The 21,172-nt window shown below is 65.3% G+C and carries 15 protein-coding genes and 2 pseudogenes; 4 read left to right on the top strand and 13 right to left on the bottom strand.

Features of this window, described 5'->3' with window-relative positions; translation table 11 throughout:
• Positions 1 to 25: 25 nt before the first annotated feature.
• From ACQ858_RS09675 to ACQ858_RS09620, 12 genes and pseudogenes are all read right to left on the bottom strand, one after another.
• Entirely contained in the window at positions 26 to 943 is a 918-nt protein-coding gene (locus ACQ858_RS09675) for a DMT family transporter (RefSeq protein ID WP_431276470.1), read from the bottom strand.
• Complete coding sequence (gene typA / locus ACQ858_RS09670; RefSeq protein ID WP_431276469.1) at positions 943 to 2,775, bottom strand: translational GTPase TypA; 1,833 nt, start codon at positions 2,773 to 2,775, stop codon at positions 943 to 945. Before typA ends, ACQ858_RS09675 begins: the two co-directional genes overlap by 1 nt.
• Complete coding sequence (gene truB, locus ACQ858_RS09665) at positions 2,772 to 3,719, bottom strand: tRNA pseudouridine(55) synthase TruB (RefSeq protein ID WP_431276468.1); 948 nt, start codon at positions 3,717 to 3,719, stop codon at positions 2,772 to 2,774. The genes typA and truB overlap by 4 nt, the downstream gene beginning before the upstream one ends.
• Positions 3,720 to 3,721: 2 nt before the next feature.
• The gene (rbfA, locus tag ACQ858_RS09660) at positions 3,722 to 4,093 is read right to left on the bottom strand and encodes a 30S ribosome-binding factor RbfA (RefSeq protein ID WP_431276467.1); all 372 of its coding nucleotides are present in this window, start codon (positions 4,091 to 4,093) and stop codon (positions 3,722 to 3,724) included.
• Between the two features lie 133 nt (positions 4,094 to 4,226).
• Positions 4,227 to 7,172, bottom strand: coding sequence for a translation initiation factor IF-2 (gene infB, locus ACQ858_RS09655; RefSeq protein ID WP_431276466.1), 2,946 nt, complete (start codon positions 7,170 to 7,172; stop codon positions 4,227 to 4,229).
• A 24-nt stretch (positions 7,173 to 7,196) separates the two neighbouring features.
• A complete protein-coding gene (gene nusA, locus ACQ858_RS09650; protein ID WP_431276465.1) occupies positions 7,197 to 8,681 on the bottom strand; it encodes a transcription termination factor NusA in 1,485 nt (494 codons plus the stop codon).
• A 17-nt stretch (positions 8,682 to 8,698) separates the two neighbouring features.
• Positions 8,699 to 9,322: a ribosome maturation factor RimP gene (rimP, locus tag ACQ858_RS09645; protein ID WP_431276464.1), complete on the bottom strand. Its 624-nt coding sequence runs from the start codon at positions 9,320 to 9,322 to the stop codon at positions 8,699 to 8,701.
• 158 nt (positions 9,323 to 9,480) lie between these two features.
• A pseudogene (locus tag ACQ858_RS09640) lies at positions 9,481 to 10,685 on the bottom strand (YbfB/YjiJ family MFS transporter).
• Between the two features lie 18 nt (positions 10,686 to 10,703).
• Entirely contained in the window at positions 10,704 to 12,317 is a 1,614-nt protein-coding gene (locus ACQ858_RS09635; protein WP_431276463.1) for an ABC transporter ATP-binding protein, read from the bottom strand.
• Positions 12,314 to 13,339 (bottom strand): ABC transporter permease, encoded by a 1,026-nt coding sequence (locus ACQ858_RS09630; protein WP_431276462.1) that lies wholly within the window; start codon positions 13,337 to 13,339, stop codon positions 12,314 to 12,316. Before ACQ858_RS09630 ends, ACQ858_RS09635 begins: the two co-directional genes overlap by 4 nt.
• A gap of 19 nt (positions 13,340 to 13,358) precedes the next feature.
• Entirely contained in the window at positions 13,359 to 14,390 is a 1,032-nt protein-coding gene (locus ACQ858_RS09625) for a microcin C ABC transporter permease YejB (RefSeq protein ID WP_431276461.1), read from the bottom strand.
• A 6-nt stretch (positions 14,391 to 14,396) separates the two neighbouring features.
• Positions 14,397 to 16,211, bottom strand: a complete 1,815-nt coding sequence (locus ACQ858_RS09620) for an extracellular solute-binding protein (protein ID WP_431276460.1) — start codon at positions 16,209 to 16,211, stop codon at positions 14,397 to 14,399.
• A gap of 37 nt (positions 16,212 to 16,248) precedes the next feature.
• Between ACQ858_RS09620 and fabI the strand changes: the two genes are divergently transcribed.
• Positions 16,249 to 17,040 carry an enoyl-ACP reductase FabI gene (fabI, locus tag ACQ858_RS09615; RefSeq protein ID WP_431276459.1) on the top strand — a complete coding sequence of 264 codons (792 nt, stop codon included), beginning with the start codon at positions 16,249 to 16,251 and terminating at the stop codon, positions 17,038 to 17,040.
• Positions 17,041 to 17,244: 204 nt separating this feature from the next.
• Positions 17,245 to 18,009, top strand: a complete 765-nt coding sequence (locus ACQ858_RS09610) for a DNA ligase (protein WP_431276829.1) — start codon at positions 17,245 to 17,247, stop codon at positions 18,007 to 18,009.
• A gap of 11 nt (positions 18,010 to 18,020) precedes the next feature.
• Here the strand turns inward: ACQ858_RS09610 and ACQ858_RS09605 are convergent, their stop codons facing one another.
• Positions 18,021 to 20,291, bottom strand: a complete 2,271-nt coding sequence (locus tag ACQ858_RS09605; RefSeq protein WP_431276458.1) for an Orn/Lys/Arg decarboxylase N-terminal domain-containing protein — start codon at positions 20,289 to 20,291, stop codon at positions 18,021 to 18,023.
• 120 nt (positions 20,292 to 20,411) lie between these two features.
• Here ACQ858_RS09605 and ACQ858_RS09600 point away from each other — a divergent pair, with 120 nt between their 5' ends.
• On the top strand, positions 20,412 to 20,843 hold the full coding sequence (locus ACQ858_RS09600) for an NfeD family protein (protein ID WP_431276457.1): 432 nt from the start codon (positions 20,412 to 20,414) through the stop codon (positions 20,841 to 20,843).
• Positions 20,844 to 20,868: 25 nt separating this feature from the next.
• Positions 20,869 to 21,102 (top strand): annotated as a pseudogene (locus ACQ858_RS09595) (SPFH domain-containing protein); the annotation flags it as partial.
• Between the last annotated feature and the right edge of the window lie 70 nt (positions 21,103 to 21,172).

Below are 21,172 nucleotides of genomic sequence, written 5' to 3'. Positions count from 1 at the left end.
CGGGTGGTCGGTGCTTGCCCTGAGCTCAGGAAGTCCCGCTCAATGCCGCGCCCGGTGCGCGTCGCTCGCGCATGCCGAGCAGCTCATTGAACACCAATGCGCCGATCACCAGGGCACCCCCGGTCAGCACGCTGGGCGGCGGCTCCTCGCCGGCACCGAGCCGGGCAAGCGCGATACCGAAGATCACCTCGAGGAGCGCGAGCAGCGACACCTCGGGCGCCTTCAGCACGCGGGCGCAGATCACCGACAGCACGCACGGGATCGCGAGCTGCACCAGGCCGAGAAAGGCCAGCAGGCTCAGATCGTGCGCATTCGCCTGGAACGGCCAGGCCAACGGCAACGTGACCAGTGCCGAGATGGCCGCGCCGATCAGCACCGCCGGCACGAGGTCGATGTCATGGCCTTTGGCATGCGCATGCTGGGCCACGGTCCAGTTGCACGCCGCCGCAAGCGGAACGCACAGGGCCACGAGCGTGCCGACGAGCAGGCCTTCTCCCAGTTGCGTCCCGTACATCCAGCCGATGCCGATGCCCGCCAGCACGATGGCGGCCCACGTGCGGGCAGGCAGCTTGTGGCCGATGAAGATCCGCGCGGCCAGCGCGGTGAAGAGCGGTCCGACAGCCATCGTGACGAGAACGTTGGCGACGCTGGTCAGCGTGAGCGCCACCATGAAGGCGGTGAACATCACGCTCCAGCACACCCCCGAGATCCAGAGTTCGCGCCCGCCGCGACGGATCTTGGCGAACACCACCGGTCCCTGCCACAGCGGCAGGATGACGAGCAGCGCGACCAGCGTGAAGAAGCTCCGCCAGAACGTCACTTCGAAGCTGCGCGCATGCTCGAGATGCCGCGTGACGAGACCGGCCGTGGCCCACATCAGGGTCACGGCGACCATCAGCCAGGCGGCCCGGCCATGGGTCAGTCCACGACCGGCGGCCTGCATCAGGCGGCCTCGCGCGAGGCGCGCTTGCGCTCGTGTTCCTTGAGATAGCGCTTGCGCAGGCGCACGCTCTTGGGCGTGATCTCGACCAGCTCGTCGTCCTCGATGAACTCCACGCCGTACTCGAGCGTGAGATCGATCGGCGGCGTGATCTTGATCGCGTCTTCCTTGCCCGACACGCGGAAGTTGGTGAGCTGCTTGGTACGCGTGGCGTTGACCACCAGGTCGTTGTCGCGGCTGTGGATGCCGACGATCATGCCCTCGTACACGGGGTCGTTGGCGCGCACGAACATGCGGCCGCGATCGTCCAGCTTGCCAAGCGCATAGGTGAAGATCTCGCCGTCGTCCATCGAGATCAGCACGCCGTTCTTGCGGCCGCCGATGTCGCCCTTGTGCGGCTCGTAGCCGTCGAAGATGTTGGAGATCAGGCCCGAGCCACGCGTCAGGTTGAGGAATTCGTTGCTGAAGCCGATCAGCCCGCGCGCCGGAATGCGGTATTCGAGACGCACGCGGCCCTTGCCGTCCGGCTCCATGTTGACCAGGTCGCCCTTGCGTTCGCCGAGCGCCTGCATCACGCCGCCCTGGTGCTGCTCCTCGATGTCGGCGGTCACCAGCTCGATCGGCTCGCAGCGCACGCCGTCGATGTCCTTGAACACCACGCGCGGCTTCGACACGGCCATTTCATAGCCTTCGCGGCGCATGTTCTCCAGCAGGATCGTCAGGTGCAGTTCGCCGCGGCCCATCACTTCGAAGACGCCTTCCTCGTCGGTCTCGCGCACGCGCAGGGCCACGTTGTGCTGCAGTTCCTTTTGCAGGCGGTCCCAGATCTGGCGGCTGGTGACGAACTTGCCTTCGCGGCCGGCCAGCGGGCTGGTGTTGACGCAGAAGTTCATCGTCAGCGTCGGCTCGTCGACGCGAAGCATCGGCAGCGGCGCCGGCTTGAGCGGATCGGTCACCGTCACGCCGATGCCGATCTCCTCGATGCCGTTGATCAGCACGATCTCGCCGGGACCCGCTTCCTTGGTCTGCACGCGGTCCAGCCCCTGGAAGGTCAGCACCTGGTTGACGCGGCCCTTGATCGCCTTGCCGTCCGGCCCTTCCATCACGACAACGTCCATCATCGGCCTGATGGTCCCTGCGTTGACGCGGCCCACGCCGATCCGGCCCACGAAGGTCGAGAAGTCGAGTGCGGAGATCTGCAGTTGCAGCGGTGCTTGCGCATCGCCGGCATGCGCTGGCACGTGCTTGAGGATGGTGTCGAACAGGGCCGACATGTCCGGTCCCCACTGCTCACCCGGCGCGCCCTCTTCCAGCGACGACCAGCCGTTGATGCCCGAGGCGTAGACGACCGGGAAGTCCAACTGCTCGTCGGTGGCGCCCAACTTGTCGAACAGGTCGAAGGCCGCATTGACCACGTGATCCGGACGTGCGCCCGGCTTGTCGACCTTGTTCACGACCAGGATCGGCTTGAGGCCGAGCGCCAGCGCCTTCTTGGTCACGAAGCGCGTTTGCGGCATCGGGCCTTCCTGCGCGTCGATCAGCAGCACGACGCCGTCGACCATGCTCAGCGCACGCTCCACTTCGCCGCCGAAGTCCGCGTGCCCCGGGGTATCCACGATGTTGATGTGGGTGCCCTTCCAGGTCACGGCGCAGTTCTTGGCCAGGATCGTGATGCCGCGCTCTTTTTCGATGGCGTTGTTGTCCATCACGGTGTCGACCACTTTCTCGTGCTCGGCAAAGGTGCCCGACTGGCGCAGCAACTGGTCGACCATCGTGGTCTTCCCGTGGTCGACGTGGGCAATGATGGCGATGTTGCGAATCTGATTGGTGCTCATGGTGTCGCTTCGGTCAATAGTGTTTGCTGGATTTCGATGGGGCTCAGCAAGCGCCCCGGAATGAGCTCGCCGGCCTTCACGTGGGCCGTGCCGAGAAAGGTTCGAGGGGTGTCGCCGAACACGGCCACGGCCGGCGAATCGCCCCACCCGCCGCGCCTGCGCAGGCCCGAAAGAAAACGCCCGGCATCTTCGGCACCGAGCGTGACACGGGTGTGATCGGCAACCAGCGACTCGGTCGGCAGCAGTTGGGCGAGACGCTCGCCTTCGTCCATGGCTTCGAGGGCTTCGAGCGCGACACACTGGCTGGCATGGAAGCCACCGGTGGCAACGCGCCGCAAGGCAATGAGGTGGGCGCCGCAACCGAGGGCTTCGCCGATGTCTTCGCCGAGCGTGCGGATGTAGGTCCCCTTGCTCACGGTGGCCCGGATGTGGATGTCATCGCTGCCCGGCCGGGCGGTGATCGAAAGGCTGTGAATCACGACATCGCGCGGCGCGCGCTCGACTTCAAGCCCTTCGCGGGCATATTCGTACAGCGCCCTGCCATCCTTCTTCAGGGCACTGTGCATCGGTGGCACCTGTCGGATCGGGCCGGTGAAGCGAGCTTGTACCCGGGCCAGATCGGCATCATTCACGGCGACCGCGCGGCGCTCGATGACCTCGCCTTCGGCATCCCCGGTGGACGTCCTGATGCCGAGCCGGGCGACGGCCTCGTAAGTCTTGTCGGCATCCAGGTGGAGCTGGCTGAACTTCGTGGCGGCGCCGAAGCACAGCGGAAGCACGCCCGTCGCGAGCGGGTCGAGGGTTCCGGTGTGCCCGGCCTTCTCCGCGCGCAGCAACCACTTCGCCTTCTGCAAGGCCTGGTTGCTGGAGAGACCCAGCGGTTTGTCGAGCAGCAACACCCCATGCACAGGGCGCCGCTGCACCCGTGTGCGTGGCGCGTTCATCTTCAGTCGTCTTTGGAACGTGAAGCGACGGCCTGCGCGATCAGCGCATTCATGTCGGCGGCCCGTTCGGTCGTGCGATCGAACTGGAAGTGAAGCGTCGGCACCGTATGGATGTGCAGGCGCTTGAAAAGGCCGTTGCGCAGGAAACCGGCCGCCTGGTTCAGCGCCTCGGTCGTCTCGACCGGATCGCCCACGAGCAGGCTGAAGAAGACCTTCGCATGCGCATAGTCGGGCGTGACCTCGACCGCCTGGATCGTCACCATGCCCACCCGCGGGTCCTTCAACTCGCGCGCAATCAACTCCGTCAGATCGCGCTGGATCTGATCGGCGACCTTGAAGGCGCGGTTGGGGGGTGCGGCTTTTCTCTTGGGCATTTCAACTCTCCACGATCTTCGTACACGCCATCCTCTTTGCGGGGAACACCGCGGAACCGGCTCTGCCGGGCCGCTGGTGTTGCCCCCAGAAGGGGTTGGCGAAGCGACACGAAGTGCGCGAAGCCTGGCGGCGTTACAAGGTCCTTGCGATTTCCTTGATCTCGAAGAACTCCAGCTGATCACCTTCCTTGATGTCGTTGTAGTTCTTGAGCTTGATACCGCACTCGAAGCCTTCTCGCACTTCGCGCACATCGTCCTTCATGCGCTTGAGCGATTCGATCTCGCCGGTGTAGATCACCACGTTGTCGCGCAACAGGCGGAAATGCGCGTTGCGGTTGACCGAGCCGGACGTGACGTACGAGCCCGCGACCGTACCGATCTTGGACGCCACGAACACGGTGCGGATCTCGGCCGAACCGATGACCTCTTCGCGCCGCTCCGGAGCCAGCATGCCGGCCATCGCTGTCTTCAGATCGTCCACAGCGTCGTAGATGATGCTGTAGTAGTGGATCTCGATGTTGTTGCCTTCGGCGTGCTTGCGCGCGCCGGCGTCGGCACGCACGTTGAAGCCGATGACCATCGCCTTGGATGCGATCGCGAGGTTGATGTCCGATTCGCTGATGCCACCGACGGCGGCATACACGATCTGTACCTTGACCTCTTCGTTCGAGAGCTTGAGCAGCGATTGCGAAAGCGCTTCCTGCGAACCCTGGACGTCGGCCTTGATGATGATCGGCACCGTCTTGACTTCGCCGGCAGTCATGTCCGCGAACATGTTCTCCAGCTTGGCCGCCTGCTGCTTCGCGAGCTTGGTGTTGCGGAACTTGCCCGCACGATAGGTCGCGATTTCGCGCGCACGGCGCTCGTCGCCCATCACCATGAACTCGTCGCCGGCTTGCGGCACTTCCGTCAGACCCTGGATTTCCACGGGGATCGATGGACCCGCGGTCTTCACGGGCTTGCCGTCCTCGTCGATCATGGCGCGGACGCGGCCATAGGTCGAACCCGCCAGCACCACATCGCCGGTCTTGAGCGTGCCGGATTGCACCAGCACCGTCGCAACCGGACCGCGGCCCTTGTCGAGCTGCGCTTCGATGACGAGGCCCTTCGCGGCGGCATCCACCGGCGCCTTGAGTTCCAGAATCTCGGCCTGGAGCAGAACCTGCTCGAGCAGGTCGTCCACGCCCTGCCCCGTCTTGGCGGACACGGGCACGAACGGCGTGTCGCCGCCGTACTCTTCCGGCACGACTTCTTCGGCCACGAGCTCCTGCTTGACGCGGTCAAGGTTGGCATCGGGCTTGTCGATCTTGTTGATCGCCACCACGATCGGCACATTGGCGGCCTTCGCGTGCTTGATGGCTTCCTTGGTCTGCGGCATGACGCCGTCGTCCGCGGCAACCACCAGGATCACGATGTCGGTTGCCTGCGCACCACGTGCACGCATGGCGGTGAACGCCTCGTGGCCCGGGGTATCCAGGAAGGACACCATGCCGCGATCCGTCTGCACGTGATAGGCACCGATGTGCTGCGTGATGCCGCCGGCTTCACCCGCGGCGACCTTGGTGCGGCGGATGTAGTCCAGCAACGAGGTCTTGCCGTGGTCGACGTGGCCCATCACGGTCACGACCGGTGCCCGCGGGAGCGCCTCGGCCTGCTGTGCCGACACGTCCTCGTCGGTGAAGGCTTCGGGATCGTCCAGCGCGGCAACCACGGCGTTGTGGCCCATTTCTTCCACGATGATCATCGCGGTGTCCTGGTCCAGCGACTGGTTGATGGTCGCCATCTGGCCGAGCTTCATCAATTGCTTGATGACTTCCGACGCCTTGACGGACATCTTGTGCGCGAGCTCGGCGACCGTGATGGTCTCGGGCACGTGCACTTCGAGCACCCGTGCCTCGACCGGCGCCGCCGGCGCGCGTTCCTCGACGCCGTTGCGGTCGTTTCCGCGCCGGCCGCGCGGGCCACCGCGCCAGTTGCCACGTCCGACGCCACCGCTGGCGTCACCACGGGTCTTGATTTCCTTCTTCTTGGCGGTGTCGCCGGCCCAGCTCGACGAGAGCTTGGCGGACTTCACTTCCTTCCCGGCTCCGCCAGCGCCCGCGGGGGCGGCAGGTGCCTGTGCGCCAGCCGCCGCAGCCGGTGCGCCCGTACGGGCCGCAGGCGCGGTCGGCTTGTGCAGCGTGCCCTTGACACCTGCCTTGGCTTGCGCAGCGGCGGGCTTTTCGGGCGCCTTCGGCACCAGCACGCGCGCCGGCGAATTCAGCATCGCGCGAATGGCCTCGGCTTCAGCCAGCGCCTTGCGGCGACGCTCGTCGAGATCACGGGCGCGTGCAGCCTCTTCCTCGGCTCGCGCCTTCGACTCGGCGGCAGCCTTGGCCTTGGCATCTTCCTTGACCTGCTCGGGGGTGGGTTCCGCAGCCTTGCGAGTCGCCTCCGCCGGTGCTTCCTCGACCGGTTCGGGGCCACCCGCAGTGAGCGCCGCCGCAGCAGCAGCGGCTTCGGCGGCCTTCTTCTGAGCGGCAGCAGCCTTCGCTTCCTGTTCCGCGCGTTCGGCCTCCTCGGCCCGGGCGCGCTCGCGCGCCTCCGCTTCTTCGCGCAGGCGGCGCTTCTCGGCGAGCTCTTCTTCCTGACGGCGGATCAACTCGGCCTGGCGCCGCGCCTCTTCCTCACGGCGAGCGAGTTCGGCTTCGTCGATACGGGGGGCAGCGGGCACGGCAGCAACAGCTGCCTGGGTCTCGACCTGCGGGGCGGCAGCCTCGGGGGCCGCAGGATGGCCTTCGTCGCGCTGGATGAAGGTGCGCTTCTTGCGCACCTCGACCTGGATGGTCCGGGCGCGACCCGTCGCGTCCGCCTGCTTGATCTCGCTGGTCGACTTCTTCGTGAGCGTGATCTTCTTGCGCTCCGGCTCGACCGTGCCGTGGCTGGCCTTCAGGAAGCCGAGCAAGCGTTGTTTGTCCGACTCGGTGAGCGCGTCCGTTGCGGCAACCTTGGGCACGCCCGCGCTCTTGAGCTGGTCAAGCAGGATTTCTGGAGTCTTCTTGAGCTCTTGCGCGAACTCGGCGACAGTGGTACTGGACATATTCGTTTCGTGCCTCCATGACCATCACTCTTGGCCGGCGAACCAGTGTTCGCGGGCCTTCAAGATGAGGTTCTTGGCGTCATCGGCGCTCTGGCCGGTGATCTCGGTGAGTTCGTCGACCGCGAGGTCGGCCAGGTCGTCACGGGTATGCACACCCGCCTCGGCCAGTTTCGGAATGAGCGCCGGATCGAGTCCGGCGAGGTCTCGCAGATCCTGGGAAACGCTCTCGACATTTTCTTCGCGGGCGATTTCCTGCGTCAGCAATGCATCCTTCGCGCGCGAACGCAGTTCGTTGACCGTGTCTTCGTCGAAAGCCTCGATCTCGAGCATTTCCGAGATCGGCACGTAAGCCACTTCTTCGAGGCTCGTGAAGCCCTCGGAGATCAGGATGTCCGCGATTTCCTCGTCCACATCGAGCTTCTCCATGAAAAGCTTCCGGCCGGCATCGGTCTCGGACGCCTGCTTCTGCGCCGATTCGTTGGCATCCATGATGTTGATCTTCCAGCCGGTCAGATCGGAGGCAAGCCTCACGTTCTGGCCGCCACGGCCGATCGCGATCGCGAGGTTTTCCTCGTCGACCACCACGTCCATCGCATGCTTTTCCTCGTCGACGACGATCGAGGTCACGTTGGCCGGTGCCAGCGCGCCGATCACGAACTGGGCAGGATCCTCGCTCCAGAGCACGATGTCGACGCGCTCGCCGGCGAGTTCATTGGTGACCGCATTCACGCGCGTGCCACGAACGCCGACACAGGTGCCGATCGGGTCGACGCGCTTGTCATGCGACAGCACGGCGATCTTGGCGCGCGAGCCCGGATCGCGGGCGCAGCTCTTGATCTCGAGCAGGCCTTGTTCGATTTCGGGCACTTCCTGACGGAAGAGCTCGATCATGAATTCGGGCGCGGCACGCGACAGGATGATCGGCGCACCGCGCAGCGAGAGGTCGACCTCCATGATCATGGCCCGCACGCGGTCGCCGTTGCGCAGGTTTTCCTTGGCGATCATTTCGCTGCGGCGCAGACGGCCTTCGACACGGCCGGCCTCCACGATGATGTCGCCCTTGTCCAGCCGCTTGACGGTGCCGGTGAAGATCTTCTCGCCGCGCGACATGAAGTCGTTGAGCAGCATCTCGCGCTCCGCGTCGCGGATCTTCTGCAGGATCACCTGCTTGGCAGCCATCGCGCCGATGCGACCGATCGGCATGGACTCGACGGACTCCTCGATGTACTCGTCGACCTCGATGTCCGGCATCTCTTCCTTGGCTTCGAAGAGCAGGATTTCCTGGTCGGGCATTTGCAGGCCGGCCTCGTCCGGCACCACATGCCAGCGGCGGAAGGTCTCGTAGTCGCCACTTTCGCGGTCGATCGCCACACGAATGTCCACCTCACCCGGATAGAGCTTCTTGGTCGCTTGTGCAAGGGCGGATTCGACGGCGCCGAAGACGACGTCTCGCTCGACGTTCTTCTCGCGCGAGATCGCATCCACCAACATCAACATTTCGCGATTCATGCCACCACTCTCCTCGTTCAGTCCGACACCACCGTGCCGGGTTTGGGCCTGCGCCCCTTGAAATCCACAATTGGCGCGAGCCGCGCCTCGCGCAACTCGTCCAAGGCAAAACCGAGCGCCTGCAAAGGGGCGGGCGCGCGCTTCTTGCTGACTTTCTGGCCGGGCTTGGGTGCCGGCCTGCCTTCAGGCTCCTGGCTCCAGACGATTTGCCAACCGTGCGAACCGTCCGGGCTTGCGACACGCTCCAGCGTGCCGCGAAACTTCTTGCGGTTGGCTGCCACCTGCCCACCCGCAGCGGCGCCCATCGGCGCCTTGAGCGTGATGTCGATCACTTCGCCGGCAAAACGCTCGAAATCCTGCTCATTGCGCAACGGACGGTCAATACCCGGGGAGGACACTTCGAGCCGCTTGTAATCGACCCCGTCGACCTCGAGTGCGAACTGCAACTGCCGAGTGACCTTTTCGCAATCCTCGACCGTCACGAAAGGCTCGGGCGCTGCGCTTGCCGCATCCACTGAATTGGGGCCATTCCATGGCAAATCAATCGTGACGCGCAGCAATCCACCGGCCGAGCGCTCGATCTCGACCAGGTCGTAGCCAAGCCCGGCCACGGTTGTTTCCACTGTCTGCTGCAATGCCACGTGTTTGTAAATGCCCTTGAAATGTCCGTGTCGGATGCCGCCAGCCCGCTTTGGCAGCACCAGGAAATGCGTCGACCAATAAAAAACGGGCGGTTGGTACCCGCCCGTTTGGTCGTGAGCTTTGAATTATATGCCAAATGCGTTACGAAATAGTGGTTCTACGCCTTCAAGAGCGCTTGCGGCGCACGTGATCGCCACCAGACGAGACCGAAAAGGACGGCACCGACAGCCAGCGCGGCAGCGGCAGCCAGCAGCGGCACCACGAAAGAGCCCGTGCGCTGGGCCAGCGGCGCAGCAAAGAGTGGGCCCAGGATCTGCCCGACGCCGTACGAGGCGGTTGCATAGCCGATCAAGCCGGCCGAGGAATTACCGCGAAGCCTGCGGGCATCCCGCATTGCAAAGAGGGTAATTGCGGTGAACGGCATGCCCAGCAGCAAGCTACCCAGCGCAAAACCGGCAATGGTCGGCCAGACCACCGAAAGCACCACACCGATGGCCTGGAGCAGGTAAGCCGAGGCCAGAAGCATCCGGTTGTCCCAATGGATCGGCGCCCGCGCGCCGATCAGCGCCCCGGGAACGACGGCCAGACCAAAGAGCGGCCAGAACAGATCGGGCCAGGGCGAGTCCGGCAGCGCATGCCGCGCGATCACCGGAAGAAACGTCGCCGTGATGATGTAGCCGAAACCGGCAAGCCCATAGAGCGCCACCAGCCAGCGTGCGTCGCTTCGCTGGGCGGCCGACCCGGTCCGCGTCGTCCTCGCGACAGCGGCAGCCGGCGCTGCCGCATGCGCTTCGGCCCCGTCCCTGAACACGGTCCAGATCAGCGCGACCAACAGGAAAGCCAGCAGGCCGAAACCGATCCACCCGGCATCCGATCCCCAGCGCCCGATCACCCCTCCGAGCAGACCGGTGACGGCGATGCCGATCCCGGGCCCCGTGTAGATCACGCCAGCCATGGCCGGAGCGCCGGTTTCCGCAAGCCGCCGCAATCCCCATCCGGATGCGAAGACGAAAGTCCATGCACTCATGACGCCCGCGGCGGTTCGCAACACCCCCAGGCGGTGAATCCATGGAGCACCCCCATTCCGAGAAGCAGCGCCGCCGTGGCCACCAGCCCGCCACGGACCATGCTGGCGGGCCTGATGCGAATGGCCGCACAACTCAGCGCTCCGAAAAAGTACCCAAGGTAGTTCAGCGATGCCAGCACGCCCCCAGCCCGCAGGTCGAGCTTGCCTTCGTGGAGCATGACGGGGAGCATGGGCGTGAACGCGAACCGCCCCAATCCCATGGCCACCGCGAGAGCCACCATGCAGGCCAGCGCCGCGCGCCGGGCACCGCGCCTGTCATTGCTGATCAGCGACATTTCCGGAATCGAACTCGTCTAATCCGCCAGCGCCGCGGCGACCAGCTTCTGCGTGTAGGGATGCTCCGGCCCGTCGAGCACGCGCTCGACGGGGCCGGATTCGAGAATGGCGCCGTCCTTCATCACGATGACCTGGTGCGCCATGGCGCGGATCACTTCCACGTCGTGCGTGATCAGCAGATAGCTCAGGCCCCGTTCGCGCTGCAGGCGCTGCAACAGCCCGAGCACCTGCTTCTGGATGGTCACGTCAAGGGCACTGGTGGGCTCGTCGAGCACCAGCAACTTCGGATCGACGATGAGTGCCCGTGCGACGGCAAGCCGCTGGCGCTGGCCGCCCGAGAACTCGTGCGGATAGCGGTCCAGCAGCGCCGGGAACTGCGCTTCCGTCAGGCCGACCTGGGCCAGCACTTCGAGCGAGCGCACGCGCCGCGCCGCGGCGTTGAGTTCCGGCGCGTGCACGGTCAGGCCCTCGCCCACGATCTGCTCGACCGTCATCCGCGGCGACAGCGAGGAGAACGGGTCCTGGAAGACAACCTGCATCACGCGGCGCAACGCACGGTCGCTGGCGCCGCCCGAATTCCAGCGCCGTCCCGCGACGTCGAGCTGGCCCTGATGCCTGAGCAAGCCCAGGGCCGCCAGCGCGAGCGTGGATTTGCCGGAGCCGGATTCGCCGACGACTCCGAGCGTTTCACCCGGCGCGATGCGGAAGTCGGCACCCTGCACCGCGACGAACTCGCCCTTGCGGAACCAGCCCCTGAAGCCGGGTTGCGGAACCGGATAGATCACGCGCAGCGACTTCGCCGCGAGCACCGGTGGAGCCTCCCGCTGCGCCACGGGTGCCACATCCCTCTCCGGTCGGCTGTCGATCAGCCTGCGGGTGTACGGATGTCGCGGCGCATCGAAAACGGTCGACACGGCGCCGTGCTCGACGATGTGACCGTTCTCCATCACCGCCACGCGATCCGCAAACCGGCGCACGAGATTGAGGTCGTGCGTGATGAGCAGCACCGCCATGCCGTGCTTGCGCTGCAGATCGGTCAGCAGATCGAGGATCTGCGCTCGCACCGTCACGTCGAGCGCGGTGGTCGGCTCGTCCGCAAGCAACAACCGGGGCCGGCAGGCCAGCGCCATCGCGATCATGGCGCGCTGGCGCTGCCCGCCCGACAACTGGTGCGGGAACGCCCCCGCCCGCCGCGCCGGCTCGGGAATGCCGGTGTCCGCAAGCAACTGCACCGCCGCCTCGTGCGCCGCCCGGGCCGACATGGCCTGGTGCAGCTCGAGCACCTCGGCGATCTGGTCGCCCACGGGATAGAGGGCATTGAGCGCAGTCATCGGCTCCTGGAAGATCATCGCGATCTCCTTGCCACGGATGGCACGGAGCTTCGATTCCGGCAAGGCCAGGAGATCGCGCGCGCCGCCGCCCTCCGCGCCCGCGAAGGTGGCGACCCCCGAGATGTCGGCGTTCTGCGCCAGTCGAAGCAGGCTCAGCGCGGTGACCGTCTTTCCCGAGCCGGATTCACCGACCAGCGCGAGCTTTTCACCCTGCGCGATCTGGAAGTCGATGCCGTGCAGCACCTCCTTGCCGCCGAACGCGGCGCGAAGGCCCTTGACCTCGAGCAGCGGCTGCGTCATCGATCGGCCTTCCGTGGATCGAGGGCGTCGCGCAATGCGTCGCCCATGAAGGTGAGCAGCATCAACGTCAGCACGAGCACGCCGAAGGTCGAAAGCGAAATCCACCAGGCATCGATGTTGGCCTTGCCCTGGCTCAGGAGTTCGCCGAGCGACGGGGTTCCCGGCGGTACGCCGAGGCCGAGGAAATCGAGCGAGGTCAACGCGAGGATCGCCGCGCTCATCCGGAACGGCAGGAAGGTGACGACCGGCGTCATGCTGTTCGGCAGGATGTGCCGCCACATGATCTGCAGGTTGCCGACGCCCAGTGCGCGCGCCGCGCGCACGTAGTCCATCTGGCGGTTACGCAGGAACTCGGCACGGACGTAGTCGGACAGCCCCATCCATCCGAACAGGCTCAGGAGGATCAGCAGCAGCGCCACGCTCGGCGCGAAAACGGCGCTGAAGATGATCAGCAAATAGAGCTCGGGCATCGAGCCCCAGATCTCGATGAAGCGCTGGAAGGCCAGATCGACCTTGCCGGCGAAATAGCCCTGTACCGCGCCGGCTGCCACGCCGAGCACCGTGCCGATCGCGGTCAGCGCCAGGCCGAACAGCACGCTCACCCGGAAGCCGTAGATCAGCTGCGCCAGGAGGTCGCGCCCGCGATCGTCGGTGCCCAACCAGTTGTCGCGCGTCGGCGCCGCCGGGCTCGGTGACTTCGCGAAGTAGTTGAGCGTCTTCGGCCCATAGGTGTTGGGCGCGTAGATCGCCCAGTTGCCGCCCTGCGTGATGCGCTCGCGGATGAACGGGTCGAGGTAGTCGGTCGGCGTCTCGAAGTCGCCGCCGAAGGTCTTCTCCGGATAGTCGCGAAGCACCGGGAAATAGAGCTGGCCCTCGTAGCGCATCACCAGCGGGCGGTCGGTCGAAAGCACTTCCGCGAACAGGCTCAGGACCACCATCGCGGTGAAGACCACGAAGCTGCAGAAGCCCAGGCGGTTGCGCCTGAAGCGCGTCCACGCGCGGCGTCCCGGGCTCAGCGACACGGGCTGGACGGACGGCGCGCTAGTCAAACTTCACCCTCGGGTCGACCCATACGTAGCAGAGATCGGAAATGAGCTTCGTCAAGAGGCCGATCAGCGTGAAGAGGTAGAGCGTGCCGAGCACCACCGGATAGTCGCGCCGGATCACGCTCTCGTAGCCCAGCAGGCCCAGGCCGTCGAGCGAGAACAGCGTCTCGATCAGCAGCGATCCGGCGAAGAACGCACCGATGAACGCGGCCGGCAGCCCGGTCACGATAGGGATCAGCGCATTGCGGAAGACGTGCTTCCAGAGCACCTGCCGCTCGCCGAGGCCCTTGGCCCGCGCGGTCAGGACATATTGCTTGCGGATCTCCTCCAGGAAGGCGTTCTTGGTCAGCATCGCGGTCACCGCGAAGCTGCCCAGCACCATCGCCGTCACCGGCAGCGTGATGTGCCAGAGGTAGTCGACGATGCGCGCGCCCCAGTTCATGTCGTCCCAATTGGTGGAGGTCAGGCCACGCAGCGGGAACCATTGGAGCTGCCCGCCGAAGACCACCAGCAGCGCCACGCCGAGCACGAAGCCCGGGATCGCATAGCCCACGAGGATCAAGAGCGTCGTGACCAGGTCGAAGCGCGTACCGGCACGGACCGCCTTCGCCACGCCCAGCGGCACCGCGACGCCATAGCTGATCAGGAAAGTCCAGAGACCGAGGCTGATGGACACCGGCAGTTTTTCGAGGATCAGCGTCCATACGTCCTTGTTCTGGAAGAAGCTGCGCCCGAGATCGAAGCGCGCGAACTGTCCGAGCATCTGGAAGAGGCGCTCGTGCGCCGGCTTGTCGAATCCGTAGAGCGCCTTGATTTCCGCCAGCCGCTTGGGGTCGACGCCCTGATCGCCGCGGTAGTTGCTGCCGCCCGATTCCACGCCACTGCCGCGCACGCTCGCCCTCGCCTCGGCCAGGTACTGTTCGACCGGGCCGCCCGGCACGAACTGGATCACGACGAAGGTCACCAGCAGCACGCCGAGCAAGGTCGGAATGAACAACAAAAGCCGCTTCAAGACATAGGACAGCATGCGCGTCTACCTCCCGTCACCCTCACGGGCCCACCATGTCGTCATGATCCAATCCTCCGCCGATGCATAGGGCGGCATCGGCGGCTTGTAGTCGAGCCGCCATGCGTTGTAGGCGACGCGGTGCGCCGTCAGTGTCCATTGCGGGATCAGGTAGTGGCTGTGCATGATCACGCGGTCCAGTGCGCGGCAGGCCGGAAGAAGCTCCTGCTTCGTCTCGGCACGCACGATGTCGGTCACGAGCGCATCGACCGCCGGGCTGCTCACGCCCATGTAGTTGCCCGAACTTTCCGTCCTGGCGGCCTTGCTGCCGAAGATGTCGGCCAATTGCTGGCCGGGGTTGTGGGTGCCGGGGAAGTTGATCGTCGTGATGTCGAACTCGAACTTGTCCAGGCGCTGCTGATAAAGCGCGAAGTCGACCGAGGCGAATTTAAGCGTGATGCCGAGCTTTTCGAGGTTGCGCATCCACGGCGACACGGTGCGCACGCCGCCTTCCTTGCTGTCGAGGTACTCGAGCACCATGGGCTCGCCCTGTGCGTTGCGCAAGGCGCCGTCGCGGTATTCCCAGCCGGCCTCCTTGAGCAGCTCGCGCGCGCGCCGCAGGTTGTTGCGCAGGGACTGGCCCGCACCGTCGGTCGTGGGCGGCGTGTACATCGGACCGAATACCGCATCGGGCACCTTGCCGCGCCAACGCTCGAGCAGCTTGAGCTCCTCCGGCGAGGGCATGCCCTCGGCCGCGCAATCGGTGTTGCCGAAGAGATCCCGTACGCGCGGATAGCCGTTGTAGAACATTTGCCGGTTCATCCACTCGAAGTCGAGCGCGAGGTCGAGCGCCTCTCGCACGCGCGGGTCCTGCAACTGTGATCGACGGCTGTTCAGGACGTAACTCTGGAATCCCGAAGGCAGGCGATGCGTGAATTCACGCTTGACCAGTTCGCCAGAATCGAAGCGCTTGCCCGTGACCCGGCGTGCCCAGTCGCCGGCCGAGTAGAAGCTCATCATGTCGAACTCGCCCGCCTTCAGGGCCTCCAGGCGCGCGGTGTTGTCCTTGTAGATCTTGATCGTGATGCGATCGAAGTTGTTGGTGCCGCGCCGGACACCGAGGTCGCGCGCCCAGTAGTTCGGGTCGCGCACATAGGTGATGTCCTTGCCGAAGCGCACCGGCCCGATCTTGTAGGGACCGCTCCCGATCGGGATGTCCATCACGACCTGGTCGAAAGGCTTGGCCTTGCCGTTCTCCATGCCCCATCTGCGGCTGAAGACCGGCAGGCCGCCGACGATCAGGGGCAGCTCGCGGTTGGGCTTCCTGAACTTGTAGCGGATGGTGCGGGCATCGATCACCTCGGCGCTTTCGACGTCCTCGAGCAGCGTCTTGTAGCCCGGGGACACGTAGGGGCCGATCAGCGTGTCGTAGCTGTGCTTGACGTCCGCCGCCTCGACCGGCGTTCCGTCGTGGAAGCGCGCCTCCGGCCGGAGCCTGAAGGTGGCGCTGAGGCGGTCGGGAGACACGACGACGTCCTCCGCCAGCAGCCCATAGCCGGAGGCGGTCTCGTCCATGGACCCGGCCAGCAGCGAATCGAACATCAGGCTGCCCAGGTAGGCCGGCGGGGCGCCCTTGATCGTGAACGGGTTGTACTTGTCGAAGGTGGAGTAGCGCAGGTTGCTCACGAGCCGCAGCTCGCCGCGCTTCGGCGCATCCGGGTTGACGTAGTCGAAATGCGCAAAGCCCGCCGGGTACTTGAGGTCGTCCCACATCGCGTAGCCATGCGCGGCCCACGCCGGAAACGCGCATGCCATCAGCCACCAGCACCAAAGAAACCGCATGCGAGAATTCTGCCCAAGATTTTCACGAGGTCGTCCCATGGGCTTTCTTTCCGGCAAAAAACTTCTGATCACCGGCGTTCTGAGCAACCGTTCCATCGCCTACGGCATCGCCAAGGCCTGCCACGAGCAAGGCGCCGAGCTGGCGTTCAGCTACGTGGGCGAGCGCTTCAAGGACCGCATCACCGAATTCGCGGCCGAGTTCGGCTCGAAGCTGGTCTTCGACTGCGACGTTTCGGATGATGCGCAGATCGAGAAGCTCTTCACCGACCTCGCCCAGACCTGGCCCAGGTTCGACGGCTTCGTCCACAGCATCGGCTTCGCGCCGCGCGAAGCGATTGCCGGCGACTTCCTCGACGGCCTGTCGCGCGAATCCTTCAAGATCGCGCACGACATCAGCGCCTACAGCTTCCCGGCGATGGCCAAGGCGGCCCTGCCCTATCTCAACGACAAGTCGGCGCTGCTGACGCTGAGCTACCTCGGCGCGATCCGTGCGCTGCCCAACTACAACACCATGGGTCTCGCGAAGGCTTCGCTCGAGGCCTCGGTGCGCTATCTCGCCGAATCACTCGGCCCAAGAGGCATGCGCGTCAACGGCATCAGCGCCGGTCCGATCAAGACACTGGCCGCCAGCGGCATCAAGGATTTCGGCAAGCTCCTGGCGGCGATCTCGAAGGTGGCGCCGATTCGGCGCAACGTCACCATCGAGGAAGTCGGCAATGTCGCCGCCTTCTTGCTGAGCGACCTCGCCAGCGGCGTCACCGCCGAGATCACCTATGTCGACGGCGGCTTCAGCCAGGTCGTCGGCGGTGTCGCCGAACCGGCCGCCTGAAGCAGCGGGCATCGCGCACCATAATCCCGGCATACCTAGAGATGCCAGGGAGAAGACAGTGAGTTTTTCTTTTCGCATGGGCCGTCCCGCGCCCATGGCCGTTTCACGCCGAGCGTTCCTGTTAGCGGTCGCCGGCGCCACTTTCGGCCTCGCGCGCGCGCCGGAGGCGGCTGCGCAACCCCGTCCAAGGTGCCTCCGGCGCTCATGCTGGCCGAGGTCTACCGCCCCGGCATGCCGCTGGCCGACTACTGGGTCAGCGAGAAGTACGACGGCATCCGCGGCTACTGGGACGGCAAGCAACTGTGGACACGCAGCGGCGAGCCGATCGCGGCACCGCGCTGGTTCACCGAAGCACTCCCCACAGAGCCGCTCGACGGCGAGCTTTGGGCGGGTCGCGACCGCTTTTCCCTGACTGTTTCGACGGTGCGCAGCCAGCCTCCGTCGGACGCCGCCTGGCGCGAGATCCGCTTCATGGTCTTCGATGTGCCGGCCCAGCCCGGCGATTTCACGACACGGCTCGCGTATCTGCGCAAGCTGCTGCCGATCACGAGCGTGCCTTGGATCGTGGCCGTCCCGCAGCAACGCGCGACAACAGCCGAAGACCTCGACGCGCTGCTCGAGAAGACGACGAAGATGGGCGGCGAAGGCCTGGTGCTGCACCGCGGCGCTTCGCTCTACCACGCGGGGCGCAGCACCGATCTTCTCAAGGTCAAGGCCCACGACGATGCAGAGGCGCGCGTGGTCGGCCACGTCGGCGGACGCGGCAAGCACGGCGGGCGCCTCGGCGCCCTCGTCGTCGAGATGCCCGACGGCAAGCGATTCAAGCTCGGCGCCGGCCTCGCCGATGCCGATCGCGAGCGTCCTCCAGCGATCGGCACGTGGGTGACCTACCGCTACAACGGCCTGACCCCCTCCGGCCTGCCACGGTTCGCCCGCTTCCTTCGCGTGCGCGAGGACGCGGACTTCTGACCGTCGCGCGGTCAGGCCGCGCGCACGCAGTCGGCGTAGTAGCGCTTCTTGCCCGAGTCATCGATCCGCGCCACCAGCCCGTGGATGTCGGTCTCGAAGCCTGGACACTGCGTGTTGAACTCGCGCGCGAACTTCAGATAGTCGACGATCTTCTTGTTGAACACCTCGCCCGGGATCAGGAGCGGAATGCCGGGCGGGTACGGCGTGATCAGGCTGGTGGTGATGCGGCCTTCGAGCTCGTCGATCTCTACGCGCTCGGTCTTGCGATGCGCGATGTGGGCAAAGGCGTCGCTGGGCTTCATCGCGGGTGTGAGGTCGCTCAGGTACATCTCGGTGGTCAACCGCGCGACGTCGTAGCGCGAATACAGCTCGTGCACGTGCTGGCACAGGTCGCGCAGACCGAGCCGCTCGTAGCCCGGATGCTGCTGACAGAACTCCGGCATGATGCGCCACATCGGCTGGTTGCGCGCGTAGTCGTCCTTGAACTGCTGCAGCGCCGTCAGCAGCGTGTTCCAGCGGCCCTTGGTGATGCCGATCGTGAACATGATGAAGAAGCTGTAGAGCCCCGTCTTCTCCACGATCACGCCATGCTCGGCCAGGAACTTGGTGACGATGGCAGCGGGAATTCCGCTCTTGGCGAACTTGCCGTTGAGGTCCAGGCCCGGCGTCACGATGGTCGACTTGATCGGGTCGAGCATGTTGAAGCCGTCGGCCAGCGCGCCGAAGCCGTGCCACTTCGCGGTGCGCGACTCGCCCTTGATGATCCAGTCGTCGGCGCGGCCGATGCCCTCTTCCACGAGCCGCTCGGGGCCCCAGACCTTGAACCACCATTCGTCCTTGCCGAACTCCATCTCGACCTTGCGCATGGCGCGGCGGAAGTCGAGCGCCTCGAGGATGCTTTCCTCCACCAGCGCGGTGCCACCCGGCGGCTCCATCATGGCGGCGGCGACGTCGCAGCTCGCGATGATCGCGTACTGCGGGCTGGTCGACGAATGCATCAGGTAGGCCTCGTTGAACAGGTCGCGGTCGAGCGCCCGATTCTGCGAATCCTGCACCAGCACATGGCTGGCCTGGCTGATGCCGGCGAGCAGCTTGTGGGTGGACTGGGTCGCGAACACCAGCGATTCCCTCGGACGCACGCGACGCTTGCCCATCGCGTGATAGGCGCCGTAGAACGGATGGAAGGCCGCATGCGGCAGCCACGCCTCGTCGAAGTGCAGCGTGTCGACGAAACCGTCGAGCATGCTCTTGATGGTTTCGGTGTTGTAGATCACGCCGTCGTAGGTCGATTGCGTGAGCGTCATCACGCGCGGCTTGACCTTGTCGGCATCCACGTGCGAGAGCAGCGGGTTCGCGCGGATCTTCGCCTTGATCGCGGTCGGCTCGAATTCGCTCTTCGGGATCGGGCCGATGATGCCGAAGTGGTTGCGCGTCGGCTTCATGAAAACCGGAATCGCGCCGGTCATGATGATCGCGTGCAGCACCGACTTGTGGCAGTTGCGGTCCACCACCACCACGTCGTCCGGCGCCACCGTGTGATGCCAGACCATCTTGTTGCTGGTGCTGGTGCCGTTGGTCACGAAGAAGCAGTGGTCGGCGTTGAAGATGCGCGCGGCGTTGCGCTCGCTGGCCGCCACCGGGCCGGTATGGTCGAGCAGCTGGCCGAGCTCTTCCACCGCGTTGCATACGTCCGCGCGCAGCATGTTCTCGCCGAAGAACTGGTGGAACATCTGGCCGACCGGGCTCTTCAGGAAAGCCACGCCGCCCGAGTGCCCCGGGCAGTGCCATGAATACGAACCATCTTCCGCATAGTCGATCAGCGCCTTGAAGAACGGCGGCTGCACACCCTCCAGGTAGCTCTTGGCCTCGCGGATGATGTGGCGGGCCACGAACTCCGGCGTGTCCTCGAACATGTGGATGAAGCCATGCAGCTCGCGCAGGATGTCGTTCGGGATGTGGCGCGAGGTCTTGGTTTCGCCGTAGATGTAGATCGGCACGTCGGCGTTCTTGCGCCGCACTTCGCCGATGAAGTTGCGCAGGTTGAGAACGGCCGGGTCGAGGTCGGGACCGACCGAGAATTCCTCGTCGTCGATCGACAGGATGAAAGCGCTGGCGCGGCTCTGTTGCTGGGCGAACTGACTCAGGTCGCCATAGCTGGTGGCGCCCAGCACCTCGAAGCCTTCACTCTCGAATGCCTGCGCCAGGGCGCGAATGCTGAGCCCCGAGGTGTTCTCGGAGCGGAAGTCCTCGTCGATGATGACGATCGGAAAACGAAATTTCATGAGCGGGCTCCGGATGGGCTGGCAAACAGGCGCGAAGTGTACGGAATTCAGATGAAGGCGCATGGCGTCTTTCTCCTTTGCCACAATCGCCGTGTCTCAGCGCAAAGAGAGGATTGGGCTATGGCAAGTTCCACCGTGTGGTGGCTCATGACGGGGGCGGCCATCGTGCTGGAGCTGATTTCGGGGACCGGCACGGTCTATCTGCTGCTCATCGGCGGCGGCTTCGCAGCGGCGGCGGTGTCGACGCATCTGGGTGCCTCGCTCGGCACGCAGTTCGTCGTCGCGGCCGTGGTCAGCGTGTCGGCGGTGATCGTCTGGAACGCCATCCGACGACGGCGCCCGCCAGGGCCGCCCACCTCGGCCAATCCCGACGTGAACCTCGACATCGGCGAGCGCGTGCAGGTCGATGCCTGGAACGCGGACGGCACCGCCACGGTCCGCTATCGCGGCACGCAATGGACCGCGGTCGCCCGCGCCGGCGACGTCCCGGCCGCCGGGCAGCACAAGGTCGTCGAAGTGGTCGGCAGCCGCCTCGTCGTCGAAAAGATCTGAGTTCGAAAAAGAAGGAAACCGTTCAATGGAATATGCCCTCGTTCCCCTCGTCATCCTGGGGATCGCCATCATCTTCATCACCCAGTCGATCAAGTTCGTGCCGCAGCAGAACGCCTGGGTGCGCGAGCGCCTCGGCCGCTATCACGGCACCATGTCGCCAGGGCCCAATTTCCTGGTCCCTTTCATCGATCGGGTCGCCTACCGGCACAGCCTCAAGGAGATCCCGCTCGACGTGCCGAGCCAGGTCTGCATCACGCGCGTAGTTGCCAGCTAACTGTTGTAACTTTTCAACCTTATCTCCAGGGCCTAGCGGCCTTTCTTCTCGACCT

The sequence above is a fragment of the Variovorax ureilyticus genome, from assembly GCF_050632185.1.
In the GTDB taxonomy this organism is placed as follows: Bacteria; Pseudomonadota; Gammaproteobacteria; order Burkholderiales; family Burkholderiaceae_C; genus Variovorax; species Variovorax ureilyticus_A.
This window is presented reverse-complemented; position numbering and strand designations above follow the sequence as displayed.

Bases quoted from the DNA above. Each gene is read 5' to 3' on its own strand.
- ACQ858_RS09675 (WP_431276470.1), bottom strand. From the start codon at position 943: ATGCAGGCCGCCGGTCGTGGACTGACCCATGGCCGGGCCGCCTGGCTG.
- typA (WP_431276469.1), bottom strand. From the start codon at position 2,775: ATGAGCACCAATCAGATTCGCAACATCGCCATCATTGCCCACGTCGAC.
- truB (WP_431276468.1), bottom strand. From the start codon at position 3,719: ATGAACGCGCCACGCACACGGGTGCAGCGGCGCCCTGTGCATGGGGTG.
- rbfA (WP_431276467.1), bottom strand. From the start codon at position 4,093: ATGCCCAAGAGAAAAGCCGCACCCCCCAACCGCGCCTTCAAGGTCGCC.
- infB (WP_431276466.1), bottom strand. From the start codon at position 7,172: ATGTCCAGTACCACTGTCGCCGAGTTCGCGCAAGAGCTCAAGAAGACT.
- nusA (WP_431276465.1), bottom strand. From the start codon at position 8,681: ATGAATCGCGAAATGTTGATGTTGGTGGATGCGATCTCGCGCGAGAAG.
- ACQ858_RS09635 (WP_431276463.1), bottom strand. From the start codon at position 12,317: ATGACGCAGCCGCTGCTCGAGGTCAAGGGCCTTCGCGCCGCGTTCGGC.
- ACQ858_RS09625 (WP_431276461.1), bottom strand. From the start codon at position 14,390: ATGCTGTCCTATGTCTTGAAGCGGCTTTTGTTGTTCATTCCGACCTTG.
- ACQ858_RS09620 (WP_431276460.1), bottom strand. From the start codon at position 16,211: ATGCGGTTTCTTTGGTGCTGGTGGCTGATGGCATGCGCGTTTCCGGCG.
- fabI (WP_431276459.1), top strand. From the start codon at position 16,249: ATGGGCTTTCTTTCCGGCAAAAAACTTCTGATCACCGGCGTTCTGAGC.
- ACQ858_RS09610 (WP_431276829.1), top strand. From the start codon at position 17,245: ATGCTGGCCGAGGTCTACCGCCCCGGCATGCCGCTGGCCGACTACTGG.
- ACQ858_RS09605 (WP_431276458.1), bottom strand. From the start codon at position 20,291: ATGAAATTTCGTTTTCCGATCGTCATCATCGACGAGGACTTCCGCTCC.
- ACQ858_RS09600 (WP_431276457.1), top strand. From the start codon at position 20,412: ATGGCAAGTTCCACCGTGTGGTGGCTCATGACGGGGGCGGCCATCGTG.